The organism is Aurantiacibacter atlanticus (assembly GCF_001077815.2).
Lineage (GTDB): Bacteria > Pseudomonadota > Alphaproteobacteria > Sphingomonadales > Sphingomonadaceae > Alteraurantiacibacter > Alteraurantiacibacter atlanticus.
Map to the genome: position 1 here is coordinate 2672338 of NZ_CP011310.1, position 19548 is coordinate 2691885.

Sequence of the window (19548 nt, forward strand, 5' to 3'; positions counted from 1 at the left end):
TATTGGCCATTCGTTTTCGTCTCGCATGTGCCCGAAAGCCGACACTCTCCTTCGCTCGGTACGATTTCAATCAAGGTTTTGGCGCCGGGCACCACACATATAATTGCAATTGGTTGCGCGGACCTAACGCCCTTCGACGTCTCGATTATGACGGCGATCCGAATGGCGAAGCGGTCGATGACTCGCCTACGTCGCTCCTCCAGTGAGATCTCAACTCAGGCCCAGAAGAGCTTGGCTTAAAATTTCGCCACCTTGCCATCGTGGGCTTAGGCAGGCCACCAAGACGTTCGACTTGTGACTTTCCTGCCTCCGTCAATTCTACTCGTTGCCCCTCCGCCCAACGAAAGACCCGTGCATGCTTCATTTCTTGCTGCCAGCCATCGCGCCAAAAGCGCGTGGTGGCCATCAGTGTTCCATCGCGATCAACAAAAGTGAATGGGTCGTCAGCCGATATTTGCCAGCCTAAATTTTGGGCCAGCAAGGGATGGAAAATAATTACCTCCGAGCAGTTACCTACGAGCGAAATCCGCAAATTCACAATGCCGGCCGATTCCCCTTCGCGCTCTAAGTCGGTCATCATGCCCCCGGCGGCCCAATGAGCAATTGGCAGTGTTCCGATTGCTTCGTCTAGGTCCTCGATCGCGCCGTCATCGATCCCGCGCGTGACAAACATTTCCTCGGTGTAGAACGAATTTGACTTGTACATGAGTAGGCGTGCCCATTCGCCTACGACTGCGGGCGATATACAATTTCGCTTCATATCCTGAGCCTGCATCCAGTCCTTTCCATCTGTGCTCCACGTATCTTCCGGAAAGATTGGCCAGTCTATGTCGATGGGAAGAGGCAATTGGGGCACATGGGGTGGGAGCACCGGGGCACCCGTCAACTGGTGAAGAAGAATGTCCACCTCCATGTCAGAGAGCAGCGATGCTCGCCACAGTTCCCCGACAACTACATGCAAGGCTCGTAAGCAAATGCCTATGTGGGGGCGTACAAAGGGTAGGAGCAAGCCAAGCGGTGAAAGGCTATCTTGAAGCTCTTTCGCAGCCTTCGCCCCGTACTTTTCGACACCACCCCATTTATTAATCAGTTGTGCAACGCGACGCCGGAGAGTGCTGACAGACACTTCGGAAAAGCGGGAGAGCATCTCCAACCACTGATCGAAACCTTCGGTCCAAGCGACGGGATCGTCGATAACAGGTCCCAGCGATTCTTCGTCGCGTAGTGATCGACCGGAAGTCTCTTTCAGAGGTGGAAGTTTGAGAGAATAGAGGGCCGGGAGCTCGGCTGCTGCCATGTGTGCTCCTGTGCCCCAAACATCGCCCAAAATCTCACCGATTGCCGCGACGCAGGCATCCTCATGCGCGGTGAGCTTTTCTAAGTCATGACGAAACTTCGTCTCGACCGCTTGATCGTCACGGGCTTCGAAAAGAAGACGGGCTCCGAGCTGTACTTCATGACCTTTACCTTCAAGCAGTTGGCTGCATGTCCTGAAGAAAAGATCAGGCGCGCCCGCCCTGATCAGTTCAATAAGCCCGCTGGTTGCTTGCTCGCGCGGATCCGATACCCCGAACGTTGCTGCCTCCAGAAAGAGACGAGTTAGTAGGTCGACGTCGTCACGAGCCATGCCGTCATTGCGCGCAATGGGCTTTATCTTTTGATAATCGCGATAGCCTTCGATCTGCTCCGCGAGCCGGTCCCAAAGCGCTGGCCAATCAATGTCCCTGTACAACATCGGGTATATCTCATCGATGCTGTAAAGAGCCGAGCCGGTACCATAGCCCCCTTCAGAGAGATCGCGAACAAAATCATCGCGTGCGCCTTCGTGAGCATCGGCAATCCCCATGAGGTGGCGAGCCTTGTGATATTCTAGTGTGTCCCGACTGGCCCAACCGCCCCAACCTTCCCTTTCTGGCATCTCTGTAGGTAACACAGACTTGGCGTAGTCTACCTGGCCAGCCGCGATCGCCGCTTTTGCCAACGCCTCCTTAACAGGCCGGTCACGCACAAGTTGCGGGTTGCGCGCAGCAAATGCGTGAACCTCGGACCAAGGTTGCTCGAGGATGATACGCCCGATGCGTTTCGCCAACGTGCTGTTTACGGAATTACCGTAGTGAACGCTTGTTTGCGCCTCTCGACGTTCTCGTTCGAGCGCCACGGCTTGTTCAACATCTTCGAAAGATTGCAGATGGAAGTAGTCAGGTAGAACTTTCTCGTCGGACTGATATCCAGTGTCAAATGCAGGCTCGGCATTCCATCTATCAATGGCCGCCGAAACCAGCGGCGAAAGAGCGCCGCGATCAGCCAGTGCGTCCCGAAATACGCGAAGGAGTCTCGACCTAAGCTCGGATTTGGCATCGCGTTCAATGCCCGCAACGATGATGCGTTCAACATCGGCAAGCCTCGCTTCCGGCGTTGAAGAAGCCAGTTCCCTAAGGAATTCACCGAACCGCGTAACGCTGTTGTAGACTTCGTCATAATAGGGGAGGCAAAGTGTAGTCCATGTGATCGTAATTGGGACCACCAAGTCTGGTCGCCTCCGCAGCATACCGCGAGCGACCGCATCAACGAGCGCGTCCCAGTGCCAAACGCCCGATGTCTTCGCCCAATCGAAAGCATCCCATGCTTCTTCCTGCCCGCTGGCAATTGCTTCCACCAATACAGTCTTGGAAATGCGCCAAGCTTGGTCGTGCGCGTCGCTATCATCCACACCAGCCACCAAGCGCAACATCATGAATGACCGCTCCGCCGCGTGCGTCGGATCTGCGCGGTTAGCTAACCTAAGAAGATCCGCCCACAAAAGGTACTGCCCGTCCTTTTTGGCCGCCGCATAGCTGCCTAGGGACATCTCGCGCATTTCATGAAGCAACTCGCGCGCGCGCTCACTTAGTCCGATTGTTCCGAACGCGATCGCAAGTTCGGCGAGTCCGTCAATTGCTTCCTGTGGCGAGCGCGCCTCGTCGATGTTTCGACGTGAACCCTCTAGTCGCGCCCCTGCCGCCGCCGCATCCCCATCGAAATCGAACATAGTTTCGGTGAATTTACGGATGATCGGCAATGACGCCCGGAATGCACAGACTGGCGATTGATGGCAGTTCTCGAAGACTTTGGCGAAGTCGGGCGCAGCGTTGGGTTCAAGCTTTGTGATTTCGCAGATTGCATCAAAAATTGGTTCGTCGGCTTTGCGAACTCGATAACCCAAGAGTACATCATCGCGACGATCAGCAACGGCCCCGGCAATGAATTCCAGAGACGACTTGATCTGTGCCGAAACACCAACTTTTGCGTCTGCGCCTCCCCGCCTCAAGTTCCCGATTAGCGTTCCCAAACGGACGGCATGATTCTGGATGGCCCGGAAGAGATACTCATTTGGCAGATTTGGCTGAGGAGGACTCTCGCCCAGTTGGGCTGCGATTATACAATATCGAACAAGGAATCGTACTGCGTCTGCGACTTCCTCGGAGCGATGCTCGAGGTTGCAAAGATCGGGAGTTTTGGCCTCAGCAAAGAGACGAGCAGCTAGTTCTTGGTCTCTGCAGGTAATTGCCAAGCTAGCAGCGTGAAGGTGCCAAGATACATGCAGCTCTTCCAGGACCTTACACGATTCATATTCGCCAAGGCATGACGTGACCCCCTGATTTTCCTCCAAGTTGGATTAGAGTCCGGCCCTGACAGAAGGACGGACGAGATGAAGAGAACGAGGTTTTCAGAAGAGCAGATCATTGGCGTGCTGAAGGAAGCGGAGGCGGGAGCCAAGACCGCTGACCTTGCCCGTCGGCACGGTGTATCTGAAGCGACGATCTACAACTGGAAGTCGAAGTATGGCGGGATGGAAGTGTCCGATGCCCGGCGGCTGAAGGAGCTGGAGAGCGAGAACGCGAAGCTGAAGCGTTTGCTGGCCGATGCGATGCTGGACAAGGCGGCGTTGAAGGATCTTCTGGCAAAAAAGTTTTGACGCCCGCCGCGCAGCGGGAAGCTGTTGCTCATCTCCAGGCGTGCCATGGGATGAGCGAGCGGCGGGCGTGCCGTGTCATCGATGCTGATCGCAAGAGCGTGCGTTACCGTTCCACCCGGGACGATGACGTCGATCTGCGTGAGAAGCTGCGCGAGCTGGCCAACCAGCGTCGCCGGTTCGGCTATCGCCGTCTGCATATCCTGCTGCGCCGGGAGGGGATCATGATCAACCGCAAGAAGACCCAGAGGCTCTACCGTGAGGAAGGCTTGGCGGTCAGGCGACGACGTAGCCGCAGGCGTGCTGTTGGCACAAGGGCACCTGCTCCGGTTCTGGCGCTGCCGAACCAGCGCTGGAGCCTGGACTTTGTTCACGACCAGATGGCTTCGGGAAGACGGTTCCGGGTGCTCAACGTGGTCGATGACGTGACCCGGGAGTGCCTGGCAGCGGTGCCGGACACCTCGATCTCTGGTCGCCGTGTCGTTCGCGAGCTGACCGCACTGATCGAACAGCGCGGCAAGCCAGGCATGATCGTCAGCGACAATGGCACCGAGCTCACCAGCAACGCTGTGCTGGCATGGTGCGGCGAGGTCGGCGTGGAGTGGCATTACATCGCGCCCGGAAGGCCGATGCAGAATGGCTATGTCGAGAGCTTCAATGGCCGGATGCGGGACGAACTGCTCAACGAGACGCTGTTCTTGAGTATGGCCCATGCCCGTGTCGAGATCGCGGCCTGGGTCGAAGACTACAATCGGGAGCGACCACACTCGTCTCTCGGTTACGCAACACCGGCGGCGTTCGCCGCTGAACTGGATAAGCAATGGCCTGCTTCGCTACGCCCTACGGGCTCCGCTACGCAGCCCATTGCTTCAACCGCGCTGATGCGCAAAACAACCGCCCGGCTCTAATCCCAGCTGGGGGAAAGCTGGGGGTCACGTCACACATGATCGAGGCCATGGATAACGACAACGGTCGATTGACCGCTCGTCTCAAATGCTTTGCCGGCTTGCTGCAGTAACCTCTGGAATGTCTAGCGTCGCTGCTCGAGAGTGTCGTCCTTCACCCGGTTTGCTTGAAAACCCAAACCGACGAGCTGGCTGTTGAGGTCAGCCAAGAAGTTTGCGTCATTGCCCCGCCCCTGACCTTGCGCAGTTCCTGGGACATAGGCGAGATAGCGAATGACCTTGCGGTTTGGGCCGGATTGCACGAACCGCTCAAGCAGAGTCGATTTTCCGGTTCCCGGAGAACCCAACAGGCATATGTATCCCGAACTATGGCTTTTCAGAGCAGCTTCGAGTTCTGCTTCGCTTAATTCATTACTTTGGGCATGTGCGCCAAGCGGGAAACGATGCTCGTTGAACAGCTGGAAACGATCTCGCCATCCCAGTTCATCGAGTAGCTCGCGACGGGTCCAACTGGTTTTCCCGTCGTCACGACCCACCAAATCTCCGATTGCTCGTGCAAGCTCCTCGACTTGTGTGCGGGCCGCAGAGTCCAAGCTGTGATTTAATTCAATTGTTTGAGGCGCACCCAGTTCGATTTGGAAGCGGCGAAAAAAGCGCTCAAAATCAATATCGTTGAGGCCAGATGCGCTGACTAACTCGTCGATGATAGGTTGCCAAACAGAAGCACGCCAATCTGCCAGCGACCGATCAGGATGCCGATCCTTCTCGCGAAAGAAGTCCTTAGAATCCCATCCCTTTACACCAAAAAGACCTTTGTCGCCGACCGACGCGATATGCGACGTGACATACCGCACGCTGATGCGCTTACCGGGATATGCGGCCTCCAGCTTTCTGAAGGAGGTCGCGCAATCCGCGATGACCTTGTCCGTACCCAGAAGCAATCCGCGAACGCCGACCGGCTTAGGCTTGGTCGATGACTTGTACTGATGCCCGATAACCTGCCCGGCGATCCCGAGAACAAAGTCGTCGAACATGCCAGCGTGATCGTCCGCAAGGGCAATAAACGAGAGAGAATTCTCTAGGATCGCTTGGTAAGCCAGTACTGCTGAAGCGCGGTCTTGGTATCTCAGGCCCTGCCGCGCAGTCCGCTCCCCATATCCTGATGTTTTTTGCCCCATGTTGCTAATCGGTGATCCCAAGTTGTCGCGTCATTCCATGATCGCCGTAGGTTGCCCCGACTTCGGTCAAATCTTCAAATGGATTCAGTGTCACAATATTGTGTGGTATTTGGTATTTACAATCCGCCTTCGGGCGATCTCCAATTGATTTAGTGGTGTGATTTATGTCCGGCGAAGGGCCAGGGGAAACGGAGCAACCAGGTGAATGATCCTTACAAAGTCGCCGCCGAATTCGCTCGCGCATTCGGCGAGGCAGAATACGCGATGAAGCGCTTTGGCAATCTTCGGCAGGACAGGGAAGCCGCGCAAGCGGATTGGAATGCGTTCGCTCGTGATCTCAGCCAAGACTTCTTTGCTGCAATCGTCGATATAGGCATCGCCAAAACACTAATTGGCGAACCGCCTCGTAGTCTTACAAATGATCTCCAGTGGGCACCTGAAACTCCCGTCCCTCTCACCAACGTGCATGAGTTAATCGTGCAGGGCGTATGCCGCGTCCGAAACAGCTACCTTCATGGTGAGAAGTTCAGGGGAGGGCCCAATGGCCAATGGGCGCGCGACATCAGACTCAAAAAGAGGCTCACGCGGTGCTCGACGCCGCCATGAAATGGTGGCTGCAAGCCAAAGATTAACTACATGGCGATCACCTTGCGGCATTTAGCGAGACGGCGAAGAATCCGCGACATTGCCTAACCCGAACTTAGAGGTCGTGGATCGAGGTCAGCAGCGTCGTCTCGTGGCGCTCGTCGAGGCGAGCCTGACGCGCGAGGTTCACGAACTGCTTTTCGGCGACGATCACATCGGCGAGCGGCAGCACGGTGATGAATGCGGCCATATCTCGCAAGTCGTTCTCCGATATGGCCCGTCCCTGACCTTCGAGACGAACGACTAGCTCACTCTCCACGTTGAAGACTGGCACGTCGACCACCATGCTGCGAACGAGCGATGATCCTATATCGGCGACGGTAGACCAATCGAGGCCTAGAGGGCGCGCGGTGGCGAAGATGAAGTCGAGTTCGTCGATGACGAGCCTGGCTCCGTATGCTCGCTTCCTTATTGCGAAAGTCTCGCCGGCGACCAACGCGCGCCGGGACTCAATGCGCGAGATAAGGTGTGCCGAATTGGCGCTGTAGCGACGCACGGCCTCGAGCCTCACCTCCTCGTCATCGAACGCCAGGTAGTCAAACAGCGCTCTGCCCGGATCGTGACGAATGAGCGCTAGCAAGCGCTCCGACATCGCGAACCCGTAGCTCTCAGGCGAGTAATCTCCCGCTGCCTCGAACCACAATTCAGACAGGAACCATCGCTCCGGCGGAGCGGGCCGGCTGATCTCGCGTCTGTCCGCGAGGTAGGCGGCCAAGGTCTCGGCGAGAATCCGGCGCCGTCCGCGGAAAACGATGCCGCCGCTGAGCACTGCCTGTGTTCGGGCCAAGTTTGCGCGCCGACGCGGCACGTTGACCTTCGAGGTCTCGTAGATGTTGGTGAAGCTCAGCGGAATAGTGATCGAGCCGGATCGTACCATACCGACGACCTTGGTCAGCGCCGCGTGCTCCTTCGGATAGCGCTCCTTGTCCCACGAGCCCTTGGCGAGCGTCACCCATGCGTTTTGGTCGAGGTAGACAAGACGGGACATGGGGCCACTATCCGCGATGACTGGCGCGCCGTCGAGGCCCACTACCCGCAAGTGATCACATTCTTGGCATTCGGATATCGCGCTCGCGCAGCCGAGCAAGTGACGGCTTTCGCGTCTCGATAGGCAAGAGATGCTTATCTGCTATCGGACCCATTCCCGGTAGGGATCTCGTTTGCGGCAGAACGACTTCGTTTAGATCGTCTAGGACTCCAGTAGCCGCTTCAAGAGATTCATCGAATCGATCAGTTGGGCCAAGACCGCGCGGTAAAGAGTGTCCAGCGACGCCTTTGGTGGTACTCTCAAACGCTCGGCAGACGTGTCAAGCAGCTCCTTGCGTTTACGCTCCGAGGTGAGGTGCGAATAGGCGATGCGCAGATCGTACACGACGAAGAATGGGGAGAGCGCGGTCGCCACTGCACCGCTGGCGTCCTTGCTTTCGAGAATAGCCTGAAGGCGCTTTAACGATCCGTTCGAGGAGGATTTTACCGCCAGTCTCTTAAGCAGCTTTTCCAAACCACCATTGTCGAGCGACTCGACAAAAATCCGATTGAGGCTGTCGAACGTGTGTTTTCGCTCCTTTTCCGTATCGACGACCGGCGGTGCGAGGCTGGCGATCGTCCCGACAAGTTCGTCATCTAAGTGAAAAAGCTTAGCGGAAAAGGCGACGTCAAACGCGGCGGCAAGAGCACTCCGCGCCTTTATTGCGACTGCCTCCATCGGCGGCTCGGTGAAGATGCAAGAGATCTGCCCATCATAAAATTCGCTGCCGATTGAGTGGTCTGATGCCACATTCTCAGAGCGAAGATAGAATTGCTCGGACTCGGGCAACTTGGCAACGTCTCCAAGCCACATGATCACCCTGCCATGCCGGTTGATGCCAAAGGGAATTTGATCCTCTGCCATCTCTATCGTGCCATAGGATTGCGACGCAAATCGCACCTCGTAGTTGGGCAGCGTATCGAACTTACTGAGCACGGTCTTGTCGAAAAACAAAGGTGTCAGAAATCCTGGGTCAAACGGACGTTGAAGGCCTGGGATGTAGTAGTAATCGTCGGAGTCAAAGATGAAGGGTACGTCCGTGAATTTGTAGTCGGGCCGACGTTTGTTGCGGGCTGAACGCACAACGTTGGAACCTTTTTCGAGTGCTTGCCTATGCAGTTCGACCACGGCAAAAATGCTGTCATCGGGCAGATAGTGCTTATCGCAGGCTGGGCACTCAAGCATTGGCAGATCAAGAATCTCAATGTGCACCCCTGACACATCCTCCGCGAAGGCGGCAAAGGTAAGGTCCATGCTCGACTTGCAGGCGTCGCAGTAAAGCGTGCGAACAGGCCCGGATTTGGGAATGAGGTCAGCAACGTTGAGAGTCATTATCGAATCGTTCCAGAATTGGCCTCAGGATCATCGCGTCACGGCGGCGCTACACATCTTCGACAAGGCGGTCGTTGAGGAGAGCGATTTAATGCAGCATGGATCGAGATGAATATCCAGAGACACGAGGTAGCGACGTCAGCTAATTCCCGGTGCTCCACTGAAAGCTGTCCGTCTGCATCCGGCCCATAAGCTTGCTCTTTCAAGCCATCCGAATGATCAACCTTCTACTAGATGTGTCTTAAGAACCGCAATGCGATCTCTTACCCAAGCTTTTGCTGCGTTAGCGCGCTCCGTCGGATCATCTGCGAAAGTATCGTAGTTGGCAAAAGCTAGATACTCCTCGTCATCGCGGTACCATCCGTTAGGGCAGCCGGGCACGGCGGCGAGCAACTCTTCACTGTCAACCGTAGTAAAAATCTTCGGCGCTGCGCTCACGTCGATCTTCATCTCGCGCTCGACATCGACGCGGTAACTGCCAGTCTCTGGAAACCAAAGCCCTACCCACACCTGAGCTCCGATGGTCCCGCGTACCGACTTTGCCCAGCGTCCCCCCGAGTATAGACCTTGACTGAACTCTGGCTGCGCCGAGGTATATTTCTGATGTGAGAAATTACCGATTCCGCTGACATCTTCGAGGAGGCTGTTGACCAATAGCTCCATCTCAAGACCGAACAGCATGAACATCTGCGCTGCCGCCATGGTCTTCGAGGAAGGGTATTCATTGGACATGTTGAGGTCCTCTAGTTGATGAAAGAATGAGGCGCAAAGAGACTGAGACTCGTGGTTATTCTCCAGCCTATCGCATGCTTGCAAAAGCGCTCGGCCAATCCCTGCCCAGCGGCGCCGAGCCAAAGCAACTCCCGCAAAGACCGAGTTCGTCTCGACGAAGCCAACTGGGCAGGGTGTCGAATGCGTGAGAAAAACAAGTGTGATTCCAAAAGGCGCCTCGCGCGATGCTTCGCGCATCCACCCTGCGTAGTTTGCAAGCTGATCAAGAGTAGCGGTATGCTCGACCTTACTTTCGACGACGATCCAAGGTTTTTCGTCCAAGAACACGATGAGATCCGGACGTTGACCATCATCGTTTCGAAATTGGGTGACGACTGAGGGCCGTTCACCTGCGCGCCTTTCCGCGGCGAGCATCTCGACCGACCTACCTGTGAGGGAGGACAGCGCCACCAGGGCCCGGTCTGGCTCGTACCTAAGCAGTGACCGCAAACAGCTCGCTAGGCATTCTGTCAGCCAATCTTCAAGCGGCGTGCGGTCCTGCTTCTCCCCCTCACGGAGCCGCGGTCGGTAATCGAATAGATCGCAAAAAATGCCTCTGCTCAAAATTCGCCTCCCGACGCCGGACTGGCTATTCCAGCCCCTTCGTTACAATAAATTTTTTGATCCAGTTTCGGATCTAGCGACTGTCTACACTGGCCATTGCCGCCGCGCATAACACTAATGAACCAAGCCAATTCTATCCCGCTTGCGTATTGCGCGACCCGGTCAATTGATAGCCTCGGCGATCAGCAATGTGGATTGAAGCCACCTGAAATAATGCTTCGAATCCAAGTGCCCGCTTTGCAAATCGAGCTGCTGAAAGCGGACAGGGCGCAATCGGCCCAAGAGCCGCCTTTCTGATTTCAGCTCGCGAAGTCAATCCGCGATGCTCCCCATTGTCGGGCGGTATGAAAGCATCCAAGCCCACTCGAAAGGGTTGCAGCAATAGTGTGAAGACGACCACCAACTGGCACGATGGCGATCGAACTTACCTCCTAATTCAACCCATCTCCTTGAGCCAGCCATCCTTTTTTCGCTCAACCAACCAAGCGCAAAGCACTTTCTGGATACGCGCCGCACTCTCTGTCGGCGCCGTCGATGCGGCGAACTTTCTGAGAAATTCCTCCCCGGCTTCGAGAGGCATCCAGTAAGGGCCAGTGCCGATTTTGTGCAGCGCCATGAGGCCCAGCCAGAACTGAATTTGATACATACCGAGCGCCAATGGACGCTTGATTTGGAGGCCACTGAGCATCCAAACTACATCTTCGGTCGAGTGCACGACGCGCGTTCTTGAATCAATCCGTCCGCCGAGGGCATAATACCCGCCCAACAGGCAAATACCGCGCGCTGCATATTTGGCAGCTTGGTTGGGCGGGCGTGATGTACTCAGTTCACGGCGCACCCGCTCGTCAATCGAACATTGAAGAAGGTGCGCGCGCGTCTCTTCGCCGGCATGATTGGCGAGCGGCAAGAGCGCGCCCGTGACTTGGCCAACGGCGTTATCCCTATAGACACGGTCGAGCCAACCCGAGTGCGCGAAATGCGCGAAGATGGCAGCGCTTTCGCGATCTTCGCAGTGCGATTGACGGACGAGCTGCGACAGATGGCTAATGTCGCATTCGTGCAGCGGTCGCTCGCCCGCCAGCATGAGCTGGCGATGTGCGGGGGCTACGGCGAGAGCGCCATGGCCCGAATTCGCGAGGTAGGATATCGCTGCCACCACTTCACCAATCGGCAGCGGAGAGGCCTGCGCTTGGTGCTTCGCCCATCTGGCATGGTCGATTGCTTCGAGGAGACCGATTCCGGGCTCAAGGGCTCGGGCGAGATTGCATACATCGATGATCGTCGAGTGGTAGAGCGTCTCATTAAGGGCCGATGCGGGATCGAGCGCGTGCGCCCCGATGACTGCTAGTGTTTCTCGAAGGCCGAGTTTCATGGCCCAACTTGCGAAGTTGTTAAGCGCGGGCAACGTGCGTGCCGAGGCCAGCAGTTCACCTAGGCGCAGCGAACGGGCGATCTCTGCATCGAGCTCGGCCTGTGTCTTCCTTTGGTTCGTGATCGCGTAGCGCGACAGGACGCGCAATTCGTCGAAGGTTGAGGCACTCGCAGCAAGATATCTCCCGGCAAATGCCTCCGCAAGTGCTGCCTCGACGGGTTGGATCCGGGCTGCTGAAGCATCCATCCGCCGCAGGCCCGCGAGAATGCGCAAACCCGCTGCCGGACTGCGTTCTGTGATGGCGCAGAGTTCCGCGCTGCGGTCGAGGCTTGGTCCAGCGCTGACTAAGATTTCACCGAGGGCGGCATGGATGAGCCTGTAGGTATGCCGCCCGGCGCCCGTTCGCCCATGAAGAATGATCCCGAACTCGTCAGTGGACCGCCGCAAGCCTGCCAGGGGCACTGGCAGGAGGTCGTCCGTCGCCTCGATTTCGAACTCGGACAATGCGGCAAGCCGCGCGAGGTTTGTCAGCTCCTCATCACCCGCGAGCGGCTCGAGATATCGCGCGCGCACACCTTTGACCGCGTCGCTCGGATTGAGGCGCATGTCACCGCGAAGTAGCTCGGGAAGGCGCTGCTCAACCGCGGCGGTGAAGGCGATGAGGTCGACGGCTACCTCTGAGGGGCGGGCAGTGTTGCCGAAGATCTTCGCCCATTTTGCGGCGACCTGATCGCTCACCGTAGGCGGAGAGTGCATTCCGCGTCGCGCGAGTCGGTTCACGACAGCGCGCATTTCCTCATAACCCGCGCGAAGCTCGATCGCAGGTAAGGGTGCGAGCGGGCTCTCTGCCGCAGAAGATATGGTGCGACCTAGCAGCAGGAGCTGAGTACCAAGCGTTTTGCCAATCGAACGCCAGAGGCGCTCCAGACGCGCTGCAATTACTTCATCTAGATGGATGTTGTCGATGATCACCAGCACTCCGGGCGCAACGATCTCGACCAGTTCGTTCAGTATGTCCGATCCACTGCCGGCGGGCTGGGACGATAAGTCAACATACCAGACAGACTTCGGCGCCCGATCGTTCTTTAAAGCCATCAGCCGCGCGAGCGTTGTCTTTCCAGCGGCCCCAAAACCACGCACGAGCGCGACGCCTTCGGCTGCAAGGGCAGCCTCGACTTCGAGCAGGGCAGCAGGCGCGCGGACATTACCTGATGTATATTCTTCCGCATTCGGTTCGAAACTTCCCAGCGGGCGATGAAAAATGTCCGAGGTACCGAGGAGTTCGAAGGTGCGAAGGTTTGGCGGTATACCGAGGTGTCGATGGCGAGCGCCCGCATATTCGGGCTTTTCAAGTTCGGCTACGAGGTCGAGACCGATCAGCAGCGTTATGCGGCCACGCGGAATGCCGAGTGCCGCAAATTTGTCGGTCCAACTCGGTATATCCTTGGCGGTTAGACGCGAGTTGGGCATCCCGCCAACGAAAAAATAGCCCGACAGCTTGTCGTTCTTGTCGTCCTACACTTTACTTATATCATCTAAGAGATGCTTCGCCCAATTTGCCTGTCTGGTCGCTTCTATCCCGTCGATCATGCCCGGCCCGGTTGAAACGCAAGCGTCAGGCCAGTTCTTCGTGGTCTGCCCCTCGATGTTGCGACCACGGCGCATAAGCGTGCCGCCGTTGAACCGCTCCGGGAATTTTATGCACGCCATATTCTCGGCAAGACATTGTAGATCATTTGCCGAAATTCCTTTCAGCGCCGCCTCGATGGTGCGAGTAAGTGGACGTGTCATTGCCTTCTTTCAATCCAAGCGGTGCTGATGTTGTCCAAACCTTTTGTCCCCTCGTTGCCCCAACCAAGTCTATAGCTTGGCACATCGGCGAAGCAAAAACATCTGCGTGTACAGCGCCCCAGACAAGTCAAATAAACTATAGATATAAGCTGACTTTGGGGATGATGGGCTCAACGACGTGAGCCTTGCGGCCATCCTTCTCGATAATGCCTGACGATGTCGGCCCGCCGGTCATCGGCCGTCCAAGTGATGGAGATTTCTTTCTCCGCAACCCGCTCGATCTCTAGCGCTTCGTTTAATTGTGCCCGCCAGAAGGGCGCAAGTGGCCGGTCGAAACCATTAGCGTTTCGCTGGCAGCCTTCGCGGAGTTTTACGCAAAAAGCCGCCAGTCCGCTTACGGCCCACACTCTGACGCAGCGCTCGAGCTATTCTGAGCACAGATGCAAACGGTCTTGAGATTTATTCAACTCAGAGCCTCTCTCGCCTCTGCCAAATCGATCCGTGCGTCATACGAATGTTTGCGTAGCAGGTGTAGCAGGTTCGCTCCGTTCAGAAGAGAAAGCGGCTTCGCAGTCGCGAACTTATGCGCTTCGGGCCCGAAATCCGATGTCGTCACCAGTATACCCTTTGTGGCTCCTTCATTCATGACGGTGCCAAATAGGTCGCGGACCGCCGCGACACCGACCGTCCGGGTGTAACGCTTGGCTTGGATCACGATCTTACCGCCGCTGATCGGGTCGGGATCGAATGCAATCGCATCGACTCCCTCATCCCCGCTCGATTGCGTGACCTTGACCTCCCCGCCCCGCGAATTGAATTCCTTCTCGAACAATTCACGGATCAGGTGCTCGAAGTCTTCCCAGTCCATTGCTGCCAGGTTGACCGAGGCATCGAGGCAATCAGCAATCTCGCGGCCATCGACGAACCGGCGGTCGCTTTTGTCGATGCTGATAATTGGCGGGATTGGTGCTAGCGCCGCCAACGAAGCAGCAGAGACGCCGCTCAGCGCCTTGAAGCAGGCTTTGGGTTCAACACGAGCGAGATCAATCTTCTCGAATTCGGCTCGCGAGCACAAGACGGAGAGGATGCAGTTGCGGTTCGAAAGCCCATTGGCGGGGTTAATGGCGGTTACGAACCCATTGAATGCCACGTTCTCGATGTTCTGGAATTCATCGGCCTCAAGAACCTCATGAATGGACCGCAAGGCAATCTGATAAATCGTGTCGTCGAACAGACCCTTCTTAGCTTTAGCGGCAAGCGGGGTTTCCTTCAGTTCGCCTGTAGCGCGCACGAACCGTACCGTTTTCGCAGTCGAGAGATAGTCGGGGTTCGGCAATTCGTATTCGACCAACAAGGTCTTGTCTTGGGATCGATAGTCGAGGACGAACTCCTTCTCGATCAGGCCATGATAATTCGAGGCCTCCAGGACAAGAGAAGCGTGTTCCATCACAGCCTCTTCGTGCCCCTCTCGCAGGGATTCAATTAGGTCTTCAATCGCCCGATTGTGGTTTGCCACTTCTTCCTCATGCAATGCCTTGTCCTCGGCATGTTTGGCCAGGAATGCAGCCTTATCCATCTCGTAGGCGACGACTGATTTATCGAACGCATCCTTTCGCGCTGCTTCGCGCCGTTGCCATTCCTCCATGCGAACAGCATAGTTCTCTTCAGCTTGCTGAATGAGGCTCGCCTTCTTGCCGAACAACGTGTCCCAGAAGGTAATCTTCGCGTCCTCGTAGGCCGGCGCTTCTTCACGCTCGAGTTGCGGGCGCAGCCTGTCGAACGTGCTAGGACGCGCGAATGCATCTTTCCTGCGAAGTCCGTCCCAATCTACCGTGTCGTCGATCCCAAGCGTGAACGACAGGATATTTGAAAGCTGGTCGCGTTCGAGTTCAGCCTGCACGGTAAGGCGTTCCGCTTCAGCTTTCCCGTCAGCGAACATCGTTTTCACATTGTGCTTGTCGGTCTTCTCGTCCCACGAAGCCAAAAGCGCGTTTGCCTTCTCCTGCAGAATGGGCAGGTCAGGAGCCCCGAGCTCGCGATGAAGATCAAGGTTCGATGACGAAAGTCGATGTAGTAGCGGAGGATACGATCGCCCCTCGCGCTCCATTTGACGTTGAGATCGCCCACCGAAATGTCGCTGAGATATCGGCTTTCAACTGTAATACCTGCCATGATTTCCCCTTCAATCAGCTACAATTCGCAATGGCATTCAAACCACCCCCTCCGATCAGGTCAATTGGATCCGAATGTCTCAGTTCTTCCCCTTAAGAAACTATCATGGTCCGAAACCTATTGACGAATGAGCTACGCTGGTAATTCAATATTGGAATTCCAAGAGAGGTAAAGCACATGACCAAAATCAAAGGCAAAAATGACGGTCCTGGCGGTCGCAATGAGCATTATGACATCGGCAATCGCAAGAACGTTCCGCGTAGAAACGCTGTGGCTGAGGTCAAGCGTGGCGAGCATCCCGGTGCTCACGTCGTGAAGATCAACAATCGCGAATATGTTCGCGACAACCCCGACCATTCAAAGAAGGATAATGTGAACCGGTAAGAGTGCTTTTCCATTAAGTGAGACGGAATATGACAAGAGAGTATGAGCGCTAGACACCCTCTGCCTTCGGTTGAATGTCAGCTTTGAGGGTAATCACGCCGGAACTGGACGGTTTGTAAACGGCCCATTTCCAGCCTCAAACGCCAGCGAGGCTCAAAATCCACTCGGAAGCGATAGGTTGCCGCGCCAGCATGTTGCCTCGCCCATCTGGACCGTCCTTCGCAGCTGGGAACAGGAGCACACCCTACCCCGCGATTTCGGGGAATAGGTCCTTGACCTTACATCGAAATAGCGTTTTGGGCGGAATCAACCCGTCTACGAGTAGAGCGGGTTTGCACCGAACCGCAGACAACTCACATTGCGGTAACCAACAGTTATCAAGAGAAATTTCTCCGCGTTTTCACGGGTCGCAAGAGAGTTGCGGTTTTTGACGCAAACCGTCAGCATTTCGCTGCCTTGATCGGCACGACTTCCGCGCCCTCGCGGAGCTGGTCGAGGTAGTCGCTCCACCACGTCATCATCTTCACTCGCTCTTTCCAGTGCGCACCGCGATGGTAAGCAGCACGGACCTTGTCGCTGTCTCCGTGCGCCAGTGCGCGCTCGATGGCATCGGGGTTCCACTTGCCGCTCTCGTTGAGCAGAGTGGACGCCATCGCGCGAAAACCGTGAGCGGTCATTTCGTCGGTGGTGTAGCCAAGGCGGCGTAGGCCAGCGTTGATCGTGTTATCGCTCATGGGACGCCTGCGAGTTCGGACTGACGGAAACACATAGCCAGTCGGACCGGTTAGCCTATGGGCGTCTTCCAGGATCGCGAGGGCTTGGCGTGAGAGCGGGACAAGGTGATCCTTGCGCATCTTCGTCTTGCTCGCCGGGATCGTCCACAAAGCGTCATCGAAGTCGATTTCGCTCCATTCGGCATGGCGGAGCTCACCGGGCCTTACGAACACATGCGGAGCGAGTTGCATTGCAAGCTTGGTGATTGGTTGGCCTTCGTACCCATCGATTGCCCTGAGCAGTTCGCCAGCCTCAACGGGATCAAGAACCGCGCCATAGTGCGTCACGGTGGGGTTCATTAGCGCGCCCCGCAAGTCACGCGTAGGATCGGACTTGAGGCGTGCTGTAGCGACCGCATAGCGGAAAACCGAACCTGCCAGTTGCAAGGTCCGTTTCGCGCTTTCCAGCTTGCCCTTACTCTCGATCCGGCGAACGGCTGTCAGGATGTCGGCAGGCTCGATATCGGCGATCGGCAGATTGCCAATCGAGCTGTTGAGGACTGACAGCAGGTATTCGCAGCGCTTCGCCGTTGCGGGTGCCCAGGCCCGTGAGCCATCTTGCTTGCGCTTCTCGCAGAACTCAGCGGCGATTGAGGCAAAGGTATTTTCCGCACCGAGCTTCTTACGCGCCTTCTGACGCTGTTTCTCGCGCGAGGGGTCCTTTCCCTGCGCCAGCGTCTCGCGCGCGGCATCGCGCCTTCTACGGGCCTCGGCCAGCCCAATTTCCGGGTAGGTTCCGAGCCCCAGCTTCTTCTCGCGTCCGTCAACGCGGTACTTCATCCGCCACAATCTGCCGCCGCTTGGCTGCACCAAAAGGAAGAGCCCTAACGAATCGCCCAATTTATAGGCTTTCGCTTTGGGTCTAGCCTTGCGAACTGCAACGTCTGTTAGTGCCATATTTTCAGACCCTTACCCGGTACGTGGCCCCCAGATTGGGGGCCACTCGAATTGGCGGAAACCTGTATGGCCCCCAATGTGGCCCCCAAATCAGCGAGATTTGGCGGGACTAAGCGGGCAAATGCAGGACAACCGAACGCCAGAAACTCTATGGTTTCCAAGGGTTTTATAGCGTTTCCGGGATGTTTTGGGAAGGCAGCGCTGGAGCGGGTGAAGGGAATCGAACCCTCGTCGTCAGCTTGGGAAGCTGCTGCTCTACCATTGAGCTACACCCGCATTTCAGACGCCTGGCTAATCTGTGAAGGCCTATTCACAGTGCATTTTGCGACTAGATGCAAGGCGAGCCTCTCTGAAGCTTTCCAGCATTTGGGTCAACGAGTTTTGCGACCATCGAGAGCCAACATCGATTACTTGCGTGGGACATGCCCACTTTGGTAACTCGGTCACCGCTGTATGATCCTTCAGGCGATCAATAATGCAGATCGGAGTTCTCACCATGCCAAACAAGACTCACAGTTTCGTCATTTTTCTCTCTGCGCTGCTGTTTCCTGCATCCGCATTGGCATTGCCTCAGGGAACGGGAAGAGATCTGGTCGAGAGTGTTTGCACGGCTTGCCATGGGACCAATCTGATCGAGCGAAGCTCCGGCTATTCGCGTGAAGACTGGCAGTTTCTGGTGTCGACCATGGTCGATCTCTCTGGCAATGAACCAGCGCATGAAGCAATTCTCGATTACTTGGCCGCCACTTTCCCGCCTTCAGGAAACCGTGCCTCGACACAGGTGCAAGGGCCGCTTTCCATCCGGTTTGAAGAATGGCAAGTGCCCACGTTGGGCCAACGCTCGCGCGATCCGGTAGAGGCGCCTGACGACACCATCTGGTGGGTAGGTCAATGGCTCGACATACTGGGCCGACTTGATCCGCGCACCGGCGCAATGGAGGAATTCCTTCTACCGGCAGGCGCGCGTCCGCATTCGGTTACGATCGGTCCGGATGGTATGGCTTGGTACACCGGCAATCGCAACGCCACTGTCGGCCGATTTGATCCTTCGACCCAGGAAATCACAGAATTCCCAATGCCTGACGCGGCCGCTCGTGATCCACACACGGCAGAATTCGACGGGAACGGAATGTTGTGGTTCAGCCTTCAGGGCAGCAACATGATTGGCCGACTGGATCCGGCTTCCGGCGATGTCCGGCTGGCGCGTAGTCCCCGAGAAAATTCGCGACCCTACGGGGTGAAAATTGCCGCTGACGGCGCTGTCTGGGTAGCCTGTAACGGAGCCAATTGCCTGCTGCGCGTTAATCCGCAAACAATGGACGTCAGCGAGATCACATTGCCGGATGAAGATACCCGTGTCCGGCGGCTCGACGTGGATGAAAACGGATTAATCTGGTGGGTCAATTCAGGCCTGGGCAGATTGGGCCGCTATGATCCGAGAACTGGTGAGGTCACACAATGGCCCTCCCCCAGCGGCCCTGACTCGCACCCATATGCAATTGCCGTGTTCGATAATGCAATCTGGTACAATGAAAGCGGGGTCCGTCCCGATATGCTCGTGCGGTTTGAACCGGCAACCGAAACTTTCCAAAGCTGGCCAATCCCATCGGGGCCAGTTCACGCAGGCATATTGCGCCACATGCGAACCACTTTGGACGGCCAAGCCTTGTTGATCCACCAAAGCGGGACCAACCATATTGGCCGGGTGACCGTTGATCGCGAGGATACCAATCCCTGACCGTTCACAAGGCGTGCGGCTCGCTTTTCATGCAGGCTGGCGCGGGA

General features: G+C 56.5%; 13 protein-coding genes and 1 tRNA gene. 4 read left to right on the plus strand and 10 right to left on the minus strand.

Translation table 11 applies throughout. The features are described 5' to 3' along the window. Nucleotides 1–145 precede the first annotated feature (145 nt). Nucleotides 146–3307, minus strand: a complete 3162-nt coding sequence (locus CP97_RS13055; protein ID WP_149036479.1) for a hypothetical protein — start codon at nucleotides 3305–3307, stop codon at nucleotides 146–148. A gap of 381 nt (nucleotides 3308–3688) precedes the next feature. Between CP97_RS13055 and CP97_RS13075 the strand changes: the two genes are divergently transcribed. Beyond that, nucleotides 3689–4860, plus strand: a protein-coding gene (locus tag CP97_RS13075) for an IS3 family transposase (protein ID WP_149036385.1) whose coding sequence is annotated in 2 segments (ribosomal slippage) — nucleotides 3689–3941 and nucleotides 3941–4860 — 1173 coding nt in all. Because the reading frame shifts where the segments join, the coding sequence is not laid out codon by codon here. Nucleotides 4861–4982: 122 nt separating this feature from the next. On the opposite strand, the gene CP97_RS13080 is transcribed toward CP97_RS13075, so the two are convergent. Beyond that, nucleotides 4983–5891, minus strand: a complete 909-nt coding sequence (locus tag CP97_RS13080) for a hypothetical protein (RefSeq protein ID WP_048886319.1) — start codon at nucleotides 5889–5891, stop codon at nucleotides 4983–4985. Between the two features lie 345 nt (nucleotides 5892–6236). Here CP97_RS13080 and CP97_RS13085 point away from each other — a divergent pair, with 345 nt between their 5' ends. Beyond that, nucleotides 6237–6641 carry a hypothetical protein gene (locus CP97_RS13085; protein ID WP_053106649.1) on the plus strand — a complete coding sequence of 135 codons (405 nt, stop codon included), beginning with the start codon at nucleotides 6237–6239 and terminating at the stop codon, nucleotides 6639–6641. A 94-nt stretch (nucleotides 6642–6735) separates the two neighbouring features. Here the strand turns inward: CP97_RS13085 and CP97_RS13090 are convergent, their stop codons facing one another. From CP97_RS13090 to CP97_RS13120, 6 genes are all read right to left on the minus strand, one after another. Further along, complete coding sequence (locus CP97_RS13090) at nucleotides 6736–7668, minus strand: hypothetical protein (protein ID WP_149036481.1); 933 nt, start codon at nucleotides 7666–7668, stop codon at nucleotides 6736–6738. Between the two features lie 201 nt (nucleotides 7669–7869). Beyond that, complete coding sequence (locus tag CP97_RS13095) at nucleotides 7870–9039, minus strand: hypothetical protein (RefSeq protein ID WP_048886321.1); 1170 nt, start codon at nucleotides 9037–9039, stop codon at nucleotides 7870–7872. Between the two features lie 219 nt (nucleotides 9040–9258). After that, complete coding sequence (locus CP97_RS13100) at nucleotides 9259–10185, minus strand: hypothetical protein (protein WP_149036482.1); 927 nt, start codon at nucleotides 10183–10185, stop codon at nucleotides 9259–9261. A gap of 625 nt (nucleotides 10186–10810) precedes the next feature. Continuing rightward, complete coding sequence (locus tag CP97_RS13110) at nucleotides 10811–13216, minus strand: hypothetical protein (RefSeq protein WP_048886324.1); 2406 nt, start codon at nucleotides 13214–13216, stop codon at nucleotides 10811–10813. 45 nt (nucleotides 13217–13261) lie between these two features. Beyond that, the gene (locus tag CP97_RS13115) at nucleotides 13262–13537 is read right to left on the minus strand and encodes a hypothetical protein (RefSeq protein ID WP_149036483.1); all 276 of its coding nucleotides are present in this window, start codon (nucleotides 13535–13537) and stop codon (nucleotides 13262–13264) included. Nucleotides 13538–14000: 463 nt separating this feature from the next. Then, the gene (locus CP97_RS13120; RefSeq protein ID WP_227819602.1) at nucleotides 14001–15644 is read right to left on the minus strand and encodes a restriction endonuclease; all 1644 of its coding nucleotides are present in this window, start codon (nucleotides 15642–15644) and stop codon (nucleotides 14001–14003) included. A 242-nt stretch (nucleotides 15645–15886) separates the two neighbouring features. On the opposite strand from CP97_RS13120, the gene CP97_RS13125 reads away from it, so the two are divergent. Then, nucleotides 15887–16093: a DUF3892 domain-containing protein gene (locus CP97_RS13125; protein ID WP_048886326.1), complete on the plus strand. Its 207-nt coding sequence runs from the start codon at nucleotides 15887–15889 to the stop codon at nucleotides 16091–16093. Nucleotides 16094–16533: 440 nt separating this feature from the next. Here CP97_RS13125 and CP97_RS13130 read toward each other — a convergent pair whose 3' ends face one another. Further along, on the minus strand, nucleotides 16534–17763 hold the full coding sequence (locus CP97_RS13130; RefSeq protein WP_048886327.1) for a tyrosine-type recombinase/integrase: 1230 nt from the start codon (nucleotides 17761–17763) through the stop codon (nucleotides 16534–16536). Nucleotides 17764–17965: 202 nt separating this feature from the next. Next, nucleotides 17966–18039, minus strand: a tRNA-Gly gene (locus tag CP97_RS13135). A gap of 199 nt (nucleotides 18040–18238) precedes the next feature. Here CP97_RS13135 and CP97_RS13140 point away from each other — a divergent pair. Next, complete coding sequence (locus tag CP97_RS13140) at nucleotides 18239–19501, plus strand: Vgb family protein (protein ID WP_227819603.1); 1263 nt, start codon at nucleotides 18239–18241, stop codon at nucleotides 19499–19501. The last annotated feature ends 47 nt before the right edge of the window (nucleotides 19502–19548 follow it).

Excerpts from the sequence above, each read along its gene's own strand:
- CP97_RS13110 (WP_048886324.1), bottom strand. The coding sequence starts at position 13,216 with ATGCCCAACTCGCGTCTAACCGCCAAGGATATACCGAGTTGGACCGAC.
- CP97_RS13140 (WP_227819603.1), top strand. The coding sequence starts at position 18,239 with ATGCAGATCGGAGTTCTCACCATGCCAAACAAGACTCACAGTTTCGTC.
- CP97_RS13130 (WP_048886327.1), bottom strand. The coding sequence starts at position 17,763 with ATGGCACTAACAGACGTTGCAGTTCGCAAGGCTAGACCCAAAGCGAAA.
- CP97_RS13120 (WP_227819602.1), bottom strand. The coding sequence starts at position 15,644 with ATGGAGCGCGAGGGGCGATCGTATCCTCCGCTACTACATCGACTTTCG.
- CP97_RS13100 (WP_149036482.1), bottom strand. The coding sequence starts at position 10,185 with ATGCTCGCCGCGGAAAGGCGCGCAGGTGAACGGCCCTCAGTCGTCACC.
- CP97_RS13115 (WP_149036483.1), bottom strand. The coding sequence starts at position 13,537 with ATGACACGTCCACTTACTCGCACCATCGAGGCGGCGCTGAAAGGAATT.
- CP97_RS13095 (WP_048886321.1), bottom strand. The coding sequence starts at position 9,039 with ATGACTCTCAACGTTGCTGACCTCATTCCCAAATCCGGGCCTGTTCGC.
- CP97_RS13090 (WP_149036481.1), bottom strand. The coding sequence starts at position 7,668 with ATGTCCCGTCTTGTCTACCTCGACCAAAACGCATGGGTGACGCTCGCC.
- CP97_RS13125 (WP_048886326.1), top strand. The coding sequence starts at position 15,887 with ATGACCAAAATCAAAGGCAAAAATGACGGTCCTGGCGGTCGCAATGAG.
- CP97_RS13080 (WP_048886319.1), bottom strand. The coding sequence starts at position 5,891 with ATGTTCGACGACTTTGTTCTCGGGATCGCCGGGCAGGTTATCGGGCAT.